Here is a 13,023-nt window from a genome sequence, read left to right as displayed (position 1 = left end):
ATGTTATCCACAACCTATTGTAACAAAGTAATAGCATGTATGGAAGAAGTGCCTTTTATTCCCGATTTACTGTGTGGGAATAGTATTCACAATTTTCTAGTTATCCACAATATTTCATAAAAGTATTTTCTCCATCCTCATAAAAAAAGCGATGGAGATTGATTAGATCTCCATCGCTTTGCAGCTTCTTTACAATGTATTACCGTTTGTTAATGTTAGTGATAGCTCGACTAATTTACCTTGACGGTACACTTTTAATGTTAGCTTATCACCAATTTTTTTGTCATTATATAAATGCTTGCGTAAATCTATAGTTGTTTCAATTTTTTGACCATCCATCTCTACAATAACATCGTATTGTTGAACCCCTGCTTTTGAGGCTGGTGAGTTATTCATGACATCTGTTACAACAACGCCTGTTGTCACCTCTGCAGGTAATTTTAATGTTTGTTGCTGATAGAATGATGGCACATCTGTTAAATCTGCAAGTGAAACTCCCATTGTTGGACGTTTCATTTCTCCATTTTTCTCTAGTTCCTCGATAATTGGAATAGCTGAATTAATTGGAATGGAGAACCCTAAACCTTCAACTGAGGATTCAGCAATTTTCATGGAGTTAATTCCTACTAATTCTCCAGCTAAGTTCACAAGTGCTCCACCACTATTCCCTGGGTTAATCGCAGCATCTGTTTGCAATACTTCTTGTTGCCAATCTTCTGTGCCATCACCATTTAAGTCTACTGGTACAGAACGGTCTTTACCAGAAACAACACCAGTTGTCACAGAACCATAGAAGTCTAAACCAAGTGGGTTACCAATGGCAATCACTGTTTCACCTTGTTTTAATACATCTGAATTCCCGAATGTCGCAACGGTTTTAACATTTTTAGAGTTAATAGAAATAACTGCAAGGTCCGTCCAAACATCATGACCCACTAATTGAGCAGGTTCTTTTGTTCCGTCTGGCATTGTGACCTCTAACTGCTTTGCCCCTTCAATAACGTGGTTATTTGTGATGATAAAGGCTTTGTCACCTTCAATTTTATAAACAACACCTGAACCGCTTCCTGCCTCTTTTGTTGTCGTTGATGGTGGGCTCCAAAAACCTCCGCTTGTGACTTCTTGAATATTTGTGATACCAACAACTGCTTGTGAGGCTTTATCAACTGCAGTTGTCACATCTGTCGTTACTTCTGTAGCTACCTGATTAATTGTTGTGTTATTTTTTCCTGTATTACTTGTTGTTGTTCCAGGCATTTGACTGACAAGTCCTGGTAGCATAAGCCACACAAGTAAAGCACCTATAATGACACCGACCAGACCACTAAAGAAATAGCCGCCTTTACCTCCTCCACCTTTCTTTTTCATGCGCTTAGTCTGCATTTCTTGCTCCTCGCGCTCTAGTCTTTCTTGAAGAGGTGATTTCGGTACCTCATCCTTTTTAAGGAAATCACTGTTTTTATCATCATCTTGGAAATAGCTCATGTTCGTCATCCTTTCCTTTGAATGCTATCTAATTAGTTGTTACCCTAATCTTACGATTCAAACATTAAAATCAGATGAAAAACAAATAAAATAGGCATAAAAATAGCTGTTCAATGCATTTTTTTAATGCGTTGAACAGCTTCAAGTTTTGCCTAAATAGCCTCTGATTAAACCGTCACCAATTTTGTTGGTTCTTCTGCATCCGTATCAAATAGATGAACATGCTCACCAACAAGGATGCCACAAGATTGTAAGGTTTGTGCGACACTCATACGTGCTAGCTCTTTCATATTATTATCTTTACTTAAATGTGAAAGATAAATATTGGTCGTCTTATCAAATACAACCTCACTCATTGCAATTGCTGCATCCTCATTAGACACATGTCCTACATCACTTAAAATACGACGTTTAATAGACCAAGGATAGCGTCCCATTTGCAGCATATTGACATCATGATTACTTTCAAAGACAAAAGAATCAGCGCCTCGAATAATTCCTTTCATACGATCACTGACATAGCCTGTATCTGTAATAATAACAAGCTTGCGATCATTTTCATGAAAGGTATAGAACATTGGATCTGCTGCATCGTGTGAAACAGCAAAAGATTCAACAGCTAAAGAACCAAAATGCTTCACTGTATCCATTTCAAATTCAAAACGTTGCTCTACAGGAATGTCCCCAATAAGCCCATCCATTGCCTGCCACGTTTTGGCGTTTGCGTAAATTGGTACACTATATTTCCGTGCTAGCACACCAATTCCTTTAATATGATCACTATGCTCATGTGTAACAAAGATACCACTGAGCTGCTTCATATTACGGTCGATTTTTGTAAATAACTGCTCCATCTTTTTTCCACTAAGACCCGCATCAACGATAAAAGCATGATCGTCATTCTCTACATAAATCGAATTCCCTGTACTGCCACTTGCTAAAACACTAAATCGCATTATTCAACTCCCCAGTCTTCTTCTTCGCTCTCTTGCTTGTCCTCCTGGATTTCGATGACTTTACCTTCTACTGCATTCACAAAGTACTCCTCTTTTGTCCCATCAGATAATTTCACTTGAACTTCCCATGTTGGCACCAATACCTGAGTACCTTTCAATTTAACAAGCGTTGAGTAACCTAGTTTCATTTGTGTAATGCGAGAATCTGGCTTGAGCGGTCCCTTTGCATACAAAGTTTGAATAATTTGAAGTGGTGGAATAACGGTTTCCTGCTGTTCCATTTCTTCAATGTTATCAATCATTGTTTGCTCATACATTGTTACTTCGTTATTAGCATTCCATTTTATTTTTAATGAACCACTATAATAGAACATTCGATTGTTTGTCTTTTGGAAAAAAATTGCGACTCGTTCTTCGCGGTCTACTTTCCATAAAGCATAAGATGCACCTTCAATGATGTTTGCCAGGGCAAAATCTGTAAAGCTTGCGTCATCACTTACATTGCGTAATTTAACAGGCCTCATAAAAATAACCCGAGCCTTTGTATTATTATCATCCTTAAATTTAACTTGCTGGTTACTATTACTAAATTCGTCTGGTGTGAATTTATGCACTTGAGCTGTCATATACGAAGCAGATTCAATATTATTTGGTAATGTGCCATACGTAATATTATCATCCTTTAAACGGGCTTCTATTGTTCTTTCACCCGGTACCTCAATATCTTTTGCTTCATTATAGCGATTGACATAAAGTGAATACAAGAAGATGTTCAGTATTAAAAAAACGAATATAAAAATAGATTTTGTTCTATTCCAATCCATTTTTAACACCTCCTAATACTTCAGGAGTCAGTTTAGTCCATGTACCATTCCGAATAACAAACCAACAAGGTTCAAATATAAATATATTCTGTTCTTGATTTTGTGTTAAATAATAGCCCAAGACGATTTCATCAATATCAGACAAAGGAATACTGTTAGCGCTTTTTAATCTCTCTGCGATCTCCGCACCTGATGCTAATTCTTTGATTTCTTTCTCTAATGATATATCCATATCCAATGAAAAGTATGGACGCTTATAATGGAAAACTCGACTATCTCCCCAAATGGTTGTCATTCGTGTAATGACATGATTGCTATAGACAGGGAAACCTTGCAAATACATTTGATAATCTATTTGATTTTTATTGGTATTGGATGAAGCATAGCGGAAATCTGCCGTAAATCCTCCATGCTCATTAATAAATTCAAAGCTATCCTTTAAAAGCTTGGATGGCTCGACTCTAATACTACTTTCTGCAGCAGGATAAACATAGTTTAATGATTTAAGATTTGTTTCTAAGGTCATTAACGACATACCATCTGTATATTTTTCAGAGGATGCACTTTCCACATTCCGCTGCACAATATTTGGATCTGGGAATAGCACATTTTTAAATAGTTCTGGCGTAATATCCTCAATAAAATACGTATATTTTACAGATTCAATATTACTGTTCGCCAAATAAAGAGATGTATAGCCTTCTCTTTCTACTTCTTTAAAAACCTCATATTTTTTGGCAGGCTCTATGACTTCCTGTATAAATTGATTCATGTTTGGCACACTGACATGTGAGCGGAATAATGATTGGTTATTACCACTAATGTAATACAACATCAATTCTTTGCTATTGTAATTACTCCAATCTATAATCATACGATTGAACGTTGTTTCTGGTAATTCCTTATCAGTGAACTGAAAGATTGTGTTAAAAGCTGAAAATGGAATCTCTCCTGTAAAAAATATTGTCATTCGATGATCTGCGCCAATAATTTGATTCACATAGTTTGCAGAAAGATTATTGTTTACAGGCACCAAATCTAAAACATTCCAGCCATTAAATACTTTCATCATATCTTTCATAGCTGCATTAGAAACTGTGCCAGTAAACTCTTCTTCAGAACGGAAAATAGCCTTGTATGGTCGAATAATATCCTCCATATCCTTTTGCGGCTTAATTAAAATTTCCTCTCCCTCTGTTTTTTCAATATATTTATAATCAGGTGTATAGGTCCAAATTAAAAAAGTTAAAATCACGCTCAGCATAACAAGTAGAAATAATACAACAGATTTAACTGGCTCTATATATTTCATTCCCACTCACCTGCCTCACCAAATTCATCTGCATCATATGGTAATGTGAAGAAAATGGTTGTACCCTGTCCTTCTTCACTTTCAGCCCAAATCTTACCGCCATGTGCTTCAATCATTTCCCGCGCAATAGCTAGTCCCAAGCCTGTTCCTCCCATAGAACGAGCGCGTGCACGATCCACACGATAGAAGCGATCAAAAATACGGCCAACATTTTCTTTAGGAATACCCATGCCATCATCTGAAATCATGACTTTCAACATGTCATCCTGTCCCGTAAAGCCAAAGCGAATATTGCCACCATCTGGAGAATATTTAATAGCATTGGAAATGATATTATCAATAACTTGTGTGATTTTATCCGTATCAATTTCTACATAAAAGGATGTTTCAGGGAATAATCGTTCAAATTGTACCTTGTCAGACTTAGACATTTCAAATCGGTCAATAATGCGGTTAAAGAATGAATTAAATAAGACAATATCTTTATTTAACTCATAATCTGAACTATCCATTCTTGATAACTGCAGTAAATCATTTACTAAACGAATCATACGCTCTGTTTCGGTTTGTGTCACATTTAAAAACGTAGGAGCAATATTTTCATCTTTCCATGCACCATCTGCAAGTGCCTCTAAATAACTGCGCATTGTTGTTAATGGCGTTCTTAACTCATGTGATACATTTGATACGAATTCCCGACGATCCATTTCAATCTTTTCTTGCTCTGTTATATCGTGCAAAACAGTAATCAGACCATTAATAAATCCTGTTTCTTTTTGAATAACAGAGAAATTAGCACGAAGTATATAGGGGGCATCTGCTGTACTAAAGTTTAAATTCACGGCATCATTCATATGAATTAAGTCTTCAAAACTATATTCCTGATCAATCCCCAATACCGAGGCGATAGGACGCCCTAATGTAATATCTCTTGAAATATGCAGTAATTCCAATGCAGGGTCATTGATGAGAATAATACGTCCCTTACGATCTGTTGCAATTACACCATCTGTCATATTACTCAGAACTGAATCTAGCTTTCGACGTTCAGCTTCTGTGGTCGATTGGGCTTCCTGCAAACGGTTGGTTAGATGATTAAAGGTGATGGCTAGCTGGCCGATTTCATCTGTACCATATACACGTACCTTTCGAGAATAGTTCCCCTTCGCCATTGCCTGAGCCTGCTTTCGCATATCAGCAATAGGCTGTGTAATTGTCCTTGCCACAAGAATACCTAAGAAGATGGTAATGACCAAGGACATTGCGGTACCACCAAGGAAAATCTGATTAATATCATTCATTTGTTCAAAAACTGATTCAATATTGGCTTCAATATAGAGTACACCAATGATTTCATCGTCTGGTCCTGCACCCGCACGAATGGGATTCGCTAAAACCCACACACGATTTCTCGTCTTATTGTCCAGCTTAATAATATCAAACAGTGTTTCGGCAGATATCGCTCGACGTACAAGGTCAGTATTAGAGCGCTGACCTATTAAATTCTGGTTTTCAAGCTCAGATGTTGCAAGTATTCTTTGTCTATTGTCAATGACACGAATTTCTAAAATATCACCATTTGAAACATCCCTTAAACCAGTAGAAAACTCCATAACAATTGACTTTAGGCTCTCCTCTAGTTTAGGCATGCTTTCATCGCGTTCCTTTAAAATTTCCTCACGAAGACTATATTGCATCAGGTCAACTCGCTGAAAAATGGAATCTTGGAAGTTGCTCTTCAAATTTCTTTCTAATTCACGAGCGAAATAGATACCGATAATTTGTAAAGCAAGCAATATTAATAAAATATAAATCAGCACTAGTTTGACATGAATGGATTTAAAGAAGCTCACTTTCTGCATTCCTATTACTCCTGTTCAGGATTTCGTAAATAATAACCTACACCACGTCGCGTGACAATCCAAGCGGGATGACTAGGATTATCCTCAATTTTTTCACGTAAACGGCGAATTGTTACATCAACAGTTCGTACATCGCCAAAGTAATCATAGCCCCATACTGTTTGAAGAAGGTGCTCCCGTGTCATTACTTGTCCAATATGTTTCCCTAAATAATGAAGTAACTCAAATTCCCGATGTGTCAGTTCAATTGCTTCATCACGCTTCATTACTAAATAAGCATCTGGTTGAATAACAAGCGAACCTACGACAATCTCATTCGACTCTTCCTCAGCCTCTTCTGCTGCTGGAGTGACTACTTGTAAACGGCGCATATTGGCCTTTACACGTGCAATCAGCTCTCTTGTACTAAATGGCTTTGTAACATAATCATCTGCACCCATCTCTAATCCTAATACTTTATCAATCTCAGAGCCTTTAGCTGTAAGCATAATAATCGGAAAATCGTATTTTTTACGTACTTCTCTACAAACTTCCATTCCATCACGCTTTGGCAGCATAATATCTAAAAGCATTAAATCTGGTTGCTCTTCCTCTACTTTCTTTAATGCCTCATCACCATCATAAGCACAAATAACTTTATAGCCTTCTTTTATTAAATTAAATTGCAAAATATCTGCGATTGGTTTCTCATCATCAACAACTAAAATTGTTTTATTCATACATACTCTCCCTTTCGCTTCTTATCTATTCTTAAACAATGTGTATTTGTAAATTCACTACTCTTAACTCTATCATGCTTTCGGATTCTATGCATTAATCGATATTCAATCCCTCTAATACTGTGACAAAAAGCGATGTAATTCAACAATTATTTCTCGGGAAATAATAGAAAAAGACAGTCCATTATTCGGACTGTCTCCTATTCAACATGTTTTATCGGCCTACATAAGATAACGGATTTTCTAATGAACCGTTCTTTTCAACTTCAAAGTGCAAATGTGTACCTGTCGAATTTCCAGTGGAACCCATAATACCAATCACAGAACCTTTTTCCACTACTTGTCCGACTTCAACATTAATTGAAGATAAATGTCCATAAAGTGTTGTAAAACCATTATTATGATTAATAACAATACGATTACCATAGGTGCCAGAAGTGCCAGCAGCAACCACTACACCATTATCAGCAGCCAAAATATTATAGTTACTTGGTCGAGCGATATCAATACCACGATGGAAGGCTCCCCAGCGTTCACCCATACCACTTGAAATATAGCCCCCGACTGCTGGCCATGCAAATTCTCCAGTTCCACGTGATGAAATAACCTTTGTACCAACTACTTCAATTTCATCTACTGGTTGTTGAAGTATTTTTTCCTCTAAGGCAACTTTTGATGTCTGTGTACCATTTTCAGATGTTAATGCATAAGTTGTTTCTTTTTTTCCATTAACACCTTCTTGCTTGATGACCTTTTCACCTTTATACATTGTAGGATCTTCTTCAATTACTTTTTTAAACGGAATGACTTCCGCAACTTTCTTTTCCTTTTTTACTTCAAGTGTCACAAATGGCTTTGCCACAGTTACATTTAATTCTTGTCCAATTTGTAAAACTGTATCTACTGTGATATCCGGATTGAGAGCTAGTAGTTCACTTGTTGTTAAATTATGTTTTTTAGCAACTGACCCTAACACATCTCCTGATTCAATTTTGTATGTTTCTTGCTCAAGATAACCTGTCATTAAAAACTTCACGGCTTGCTCAGGTGATAATATATCAGTGGGTGTCACTTTTTGTGATAACCCTGAAACGCCTTGTTTAAAAGAAACATTTAGAAGTCTAGACTCACCATCATTTAATTCTGGTAGATTATTGCTAGCTTGGCGTTTTGATAAGTTATCTAATTCTTGCTGGGAAACATATTGTAGCTTTAACATTTGAACAGTTTTCTCATAAGCTTCTGTATTCTTTAGTGATACTACTGGTTTGTGATTTACTAATAATGTAAAGGCATCTGATTTGGCCACTAAAGATTGCTTAAGTTTTGATAATGTTTCTGCATCTTTTGTTTCGTTTGTAAATACTTGTTCTGGGATTATTTTAACAGCTGAGCTAGCATCAATGGATAAACCTTTGAATTGCTGACTTGCCACTTTTTCTTTTGATGCAATTATTTCTTGAATTGCTTTCTCATCAGATACTGCACCAATATATTCATTCCCCACATAGACGTGGTAAATTTTATTTAAGTTTTCTTTGTTATATTCCTTAGCAAATCCCATGTTAATCGTTAGGCTTGTCATTAAAACTACAACGATTGAAGCCTTTTTAAAAGAAGAAAAATTGTAGGTGAATCTATTGTTTTCTTCTTTTCTTTTCCAAAACGAATTCATCAATAAAGCCCCTTCCAACTTTACCCTACTGTAGGATGATTTACCCACAAGGATTTTTTGCACCCCTATAATGTACCATAAAGAAAATGACGTTTGAACGATTTCACTCTTTTGTAATGTAAATGTATTATTTATCTACTTATTGTTACATAGAATATATTTTATATAGTTTATACATACTGTAATTTTATTCATATATTGGTTCTCAGAATTGATTTAACTATCATCGTTATACTATTCTCAAATTTTTTTCAAGTGAATTTTGACTTAATACTTTTTACTTTTTTAATATTCCGATAAAATATATATAGAAGGTACACTATTTGATTGGAGCGATTAAATTGAGTGATTCACAAACCTCTGAGATCACAACAAAAGTGTTGAGACCTCAGAAAAATAGCATGCGTAAAGTTTTTGCAAGAATTATTATGGTTTCGGTAGGCGCGATTATAATGGCATTGGGCTTGGAACTGTTTTTAGTACCCAACCACATTATGGATGGTGGCATCGTGGGTGTTTCCATTATCACATCTCATTTATTAAAATTACCCCTTGGTATTTTCATCTTCATTTTAAACTTACCTTTTATTTTTTTAGGCTATAAACAAATTGGTAAAACCTTTGCATTGTCCACAGGTCTAGGTATTACCGTACTCTCATTTTCAACACTTGCCTTACATAATATCCATCCATTTACAGAAGACACATTATTGGCAACAGTCTTTGGAGGAATGATTTTAGGAGTTGGTGTCGGTATTGTCATTCGTTATGGAGGTTCATTGGATGGAACTGAAATATTAGCTATTTTAGCTAATAGCAAGACACCTTTTTCAGTTGGTGAAATCATCATGTTCTTCAATATCATTATTTTTACGGTGGCGGGATTTATTTTTAATTGGGAGCAAGCCATGTACTCCATCATTGCATACTATATTGCCTATAAAATGATTGATATTGTTATTCAAGGATTGGAAGAATCTAAATCTGTTTATATCATAAGTGATGACATTGATGAAATTGGACAAACGATTATGGATCGACTTGGTCGTGGCGTTACTTTCCTTCACGGAGAGGGAGCTTATACGGGGAATGACAAGAAAGTCATATTTACCGTTATTACACGTTTAGAAGAATCTAAATTGAAAACAATCGTCGCTGAAATAGATGACAATGCTTTTCTAGCCATCGGTAATATCGCCGAGGTAAAAGGTGGCCGCTTTAAGAAGAAAGATATACACTAAAAAAGGGCATGCCGTATTTGGCACGCCCTTTTCATTTTATTTCGTTATGCTTCCCAAACGTCCACTAACACGTTTGTTTGCTCACGTGCAGGTCCGACAGAGAAAGTAGCAATTTGAATGCCCGTTAGTTCGCTGATACGCTCCACATAGCGGCGTGCATTTTCAGGTAGCTCTTCTAAAGTTCTGCAACTTGTTACATCCTCAGACCAGCCTGGAAGCTCCTCATAAATCGGCTCACATTGTTCAATAATATGAAGATTTGCTGGATACTCTGTGATTGTCTCACCTTTATAGTTATAGGCTGTACAAATTTTTACTGTTTCTAAGCCCGATAAAACATCGATAGAGTTAAGAGCGAGATGAGTAATGCCACTTACACGGCGTGAGTGACGAACAACGACTGTGTCGAACCAGCCTACACGACGTGGACGACCTGTTGTTGTACCGTATTCGCGACCCACCTCACGAATTTGTTGACCTACTTCATCAAACAATTCTGTTGGGAATGGTCCATCTCCTACTCGAGATGTATAGGCCTTAGATACACCAATAACACTTGTTACGCGTGATGGCCCAACACCTGCACCAATCGCTACTCCTCCAGCTACAGGATTTGAAGATGTTACATATGGATACGTACCTTGATCGACATCAAGTAAAATTCCTTGTGCACCTTCGAATAGCACTTTACCGCCCTCATCAAGGACATCATTCAAAATTTTAGATGTGTCCGTAACATACTTGGCAATTTCTTGTCCGTAACCATAGTATTCCTCGAAAATTTCTTCGAATGTTACGCCTTCAACTTCATAGAATTTCTCAAATAACTTATTTTTAATGGCTAAATTATGACGTAGTTTTTCCTCAAAGATTTCCTTATCAAGTAAGTCAGCCATACGGATCCCAATACGTGCTACTTTATCTTGATAACAAGGTCCAATTCCTTTACAAGTTGTGCCTATTTTATTGTCTCCACGACTTTCTTCATCCGCAATATCTTGTTTAATATGATAAGGCAAAATCACATGCGCACGATTAGAAATACGTAGATTATCTGTATTAATACCACGCTCTTGTAAACCTTTAAGCTCTGTTACTAATGATTTTGGATTCACAACTAATCCATTACCAATTACTGAAGTTTTATCTTTATAGAAGATCCCAGATGGAATTAAATGTAATTTATAAGTTTCACCATCAATTTTAATGGTATGTCCTGCATTATCTCCACCGGCAAAACGAGCGATGGCATCGGCTTTGTGCGAAAGGAAATCTGTAATTTTACCTTTTCCTTCGTCTCCCCACTGTGTTCCTACAACTACTACTGATGTCATAATCAGCACCTCCGTTAGATACCTTTGTATCTCAATTTTCAAGCCTCAATTATTGTAACAATGATAGAAACAACTCGTCAATAAAAAATAGCGAAAAACACGAACATAAAATCAAAAAATCTGATTCAACGTTCGTGTTTAATAACAGAATGGTATGAATATTATCGAACATTCAGATTAATTTGTTCTAAGGGTAATATTTCATTACTAATAGGTAACTTATCTGAATGACGAGTAACTTGACTAATCACGTGGCGGTGGCGGTGGCATTTGTGACCAATCCACATTAATGAATTTATTGAATTCTTTTTTAAAGGCCAATGTAACGGTACCTGTTGGACCATTACGTTGTTTCGCAATGATAATTTCGATCATATTTTTATTCTCAGATTCTTTATCGTAATAATCATCACGGTATAAAAACGCAACAATATCAGCATCTTGCTCAATACTTCCCGATTCACGTAAGTCACTCATCATTGGCCGTTTATCTTGTCGTTGCTCAACACCACGAGATAACTGTGATAACGCAATAACAGGTACCTTTAATTCACGAGCTAATCCCTTTAAGGAACGGGAAATCTCTGATACCTCTTGCTGACGGTTTTCTCCTGGCTTGCCGCTCCCCTGAATTAACTGTAAATAATCAATTAAGATCATTCCTAGTCCATTCTCCTGAGCTAAGCGACGACATTTCGCACGGATTTCATTGATACGTACACCTGGAGTATCATCAATAAAAATCCCTGAATTCGATAAACTACCCATTGCCATAGTTAGTTTACCCCAATCTTCCGTAGTTAAAGCACCTGTACGTAAAACTTGTGCATCTATATTTCCTTCAGCACAAAGCATACGCATGACCAGTTGCTCTGCACCCATCTCTAAAGAAAAGATTGCAACATTTTCACGAGCTTGTACAGCAACACTTTGCGCAACATTCAATGCAAAGGCGGTTTTCCCTACAGATGGACGAGCAGCAACAATGATTAAATCGTTGCGTTGAAAGCCAGCAGTAATGTTATCTAAATCACGGAAGCCAGTCGGGATACCCGTTACTTCTCCCTTTTGTGATTGCAGTTGCTCAATATTATCGAAAGTTTCCACTAGCACATCTTTAACATGCTTAAAGTCACCTGCATTCTTTCGATTGGCAACCTCCATCATTTTCTTCTCTGCCTCGCCTAATAATGCCTCTACTTCGTCTTCACGTGTATAGCCGTCCTCGACAATTTTCGTAGCCACTCGAATCAATCGACGTAAGAGGGCCTTTTCCTCAACGATTTTGGCATAATGAGCGACATTGGCAGCTGTAGGGACAGCATTGGCGAGCTCTAGTAAATAAGAAAGCCCGCCAACGTCCTCAATCTCTTTTTTAGCTGATAGTTCTTCTGTAACTGTTACAACATCTATCGCTTTTCCTTGATCACTTAAGCGCAACATCGTTTCGAAAATTTTCTTATGGGCATTTAAATAAAAATCATCTGCCAATAAAATTTCTGATGCTGTTATTAATGCCTGTGGCTCAAGGAAGATAGCACCGATAACCGATTGCTCCGCCTCCCGGTTATGCGGTGGAACGCGGTCCATCATCGGTTCACTCATGGATTGTCGC

Annotated in this window: 10 protein-coding genes; 1 reads left to right on the top strand and 9 read right to left on the bottom strand. The window is 37.0% G+C overall.

Annotation, left to right across the window (positions count from 1 at the left end):
* Positions 1-189: 189 nt before the first annotated feature.
* From JIN86_RS16990 to JIN86_RS16960, 7 genes are all read right to left on the bottom strand, one after another.
* Entirely contained in the window at positions 190-1,485 is a 1,296-nt protein-coding gene (locus JIN86_RS16990; RefSeq protein WP_004233390.1) for a S1C family serine protease, read from the bottom strand.
* A gap of 167 nt (positions 1,486-1,652) precedes the next feature.
* Positions 1,653-2,441: an MBL fold metallo-hydrolase gene (locus tag JIN86_RS16985; protein ID WP_004233388.1), complete on the bottom strand. Its 789-nt coding sequence runs from the start codon at positions 2,439-2,441 to the stop codon at positions 1,653-1,655.
* Positions 2,441-3,265 carry a two-component system regulatory protein YycI gene (locus JIN86_RS16980; RefSeq protein ID WP_202342433.1) on the bottom strand — a complete coding sequence of 275 codons (825 nt, stop codon included), beginning with the start codon at positions 3,263-3,265 and terminating at the stop codon, positions 2,441-2,443. Before JIN86_RS16980 ends, JIN86_RS16985 begins: the two co-directional genes overlap by 1 nt.
* The gene (locus JIN86_RS16975) at positions 3,252-4,577 is read right to left on the bottom strand and encodes a YycH family regulatory protein (protein WP_202342431.1); all 1,326 of its coding nucleotides are present in this window, start codon (positions 4,575-4,577) and stop codon (positions 3,252-3,254) included. The genes JIN86_RS16980 and JIN86_RS16975 overlap by 14 nt, the downstream gene beginning before the upstream one ends.
* Entirely contained in the window at positions 4,574-6,439 is a 1,866-nt protein-coding gene (walK, locus tag JIN86_RS16970) for a cell wall metabolism sensor histidine kinase WalK (protein ID WP_004233382.1), read from the bottom strand. Before walK ends, JIN86_RS16975 begins: the two co-directional genes overlap by 4 nt.
* A gap of 5 nt (positions 6,440-6,444) precedes the next feature.
* Positions 6,445-7,158: a response regulator YycF gene (gene yycF, locus JIN86_RS16965; protein ID WP_004233380.1), complete on the bottom strand. Its 714-nt coding sequence runs from the start codon at positions 7,156-7,158 to the stop codon at positions 6,445-6,447.
* Between the two features lie 214 nt (positions 7,159-7,372).
* The gene (locus JIN86_RS16960; RefSeq protein ID WP_004233379.1) at positions 7,373-8,833 is read right to left on the bottom strand and encodes a peptidoglycan DD-metalloendopeptidase family protein; all 1,461 of its coding nucleotides are present in this window, start codon (positions 8,831-8,833) and stop codon (positions 7,373-7,375) included.
* A gap of 401 nt (positions 8,834-9,234) precedes the next feature.
* Between JIN86_RS16960 and JIN86_RS16955 the strand changes: the two genes are divergently transcribed.
* Entirely contained in the window at positions 9,235-10,074 is an 840-nt protein-coding gene (locus JIN86_RS16955) for a YitT family protein (RefSeq protein ID WP_225341063.1), read from the top strand.
* 44 nt (positions 10,075-10,118) lie between these two features.
* Here JIN86_RS16955 and JIN86_RS16950 read toward each other — a convergent pair whose 3' ends face one another.
* Together JIN86_RS16950 and dnaB are read right to left on the bottom strand one after the other, a co-directional pair.
* Complete coding sequence (locus JIN86_RS16950; protein ID WP_004233375.1) at positions 10,119-11,408, bottom strand: adenylosuccinate synthase; 1,290 nt, start codon at positions 11,406-11,408, stop codon at positions 10,119-10,121.
* 243 nt (positions 11,409-11,651) lie between these two features.
* A complete protein-coding gene (gene dnaB, locus JIN86_RS16945; RefSeq protein ID WP_004233370.1) occupies positions 11,652-13,013 on the bottom strand; it encodes a replicative DNA helicase in 1,362 nt (453 codons plus the stop codon).
* Positions 13,014-13,023: the final 10 nt, after the last annotated feature.

Source organism: Lysinibacillus sp. HST-98 (assembly GCF_016757845.1).
Lineage (GTDB): Bacteria > Bacillota > Bacilli > Bacillales_A > Planococcaceae > Lysinibacillus > Lysinibacillus capsici.
This window is presented reverse-complemented; position numbering and strand designations above follow the sequence as displayed.

Coding starts and splice junctions, on each gene's coding strand:
- JIN86_RS16975 (WP_202342431.1), bottom strand. CDS start 4,577: ATGAAATATATAGAGCCAGTTAAATCTGTTGTATTATTTCTACTTGTT.
- yycF (WP_004233380.1), bottom strand. CDS start 7,158: ATGAATAAAACAATTTTAGTTGTTGATGATGAGAAACCAATCGCAGAT.
- JIN86_RS16955 (WP_225341063.1), top strand. CDS start 9,235: ATGCGTAAAGTTTTTGCAAGAATTATTATGGTTTCGGTAGGCGCGATT.
- JIN86_RS16980 (WP_202342433.1), bottom strand. CDS start 3,265: ATGGATTGGAATAGAACAAAATCTATTTTTATATTCGTTTTTTTAATA.
- JIN86_RS16990 (WP_004233390.1), bottom strand. CDS start 1,485: ATGAGCTATTTCCAAGATGATGATAAAAACAGTGATTTCCTTAAAAAG.
- JIN86_RS16950 (WP_004233375.1), bottom strand. CDS start 11,408: ATGACATCAGTAGTAGTTGTAGGAACACAGTGGGGAGACGAAGGAAAA.
- JIN86_RS16985 (WP_004233388.1), bottom strand. CDS start 2,441: ATGCGATTTAGTGTTTTAGCAAGTGGCAGTACAGGGAATTCGATTTAT.
- dnaB (WP_004233370.1), bottom strand. CDS start 13,013: ATGAGTGAACCGATGATGGACCGCGTTCCACCGCATAACCGGGAGGCG.
- JIN86_RS16960 (WP_004233379.1), bottom strand. CDS start 8,833: ATGAATTCGTTTTGGAAAAGAAAAGAAGAAAACAATAGATTCACCTAC.
- walK (WP_004233382.1), bottom strand. CDS start 6,439: ATGCAGAAAGTGAGCTTCTTTAAATCCATTCATGTCAAACTAGTGCTG.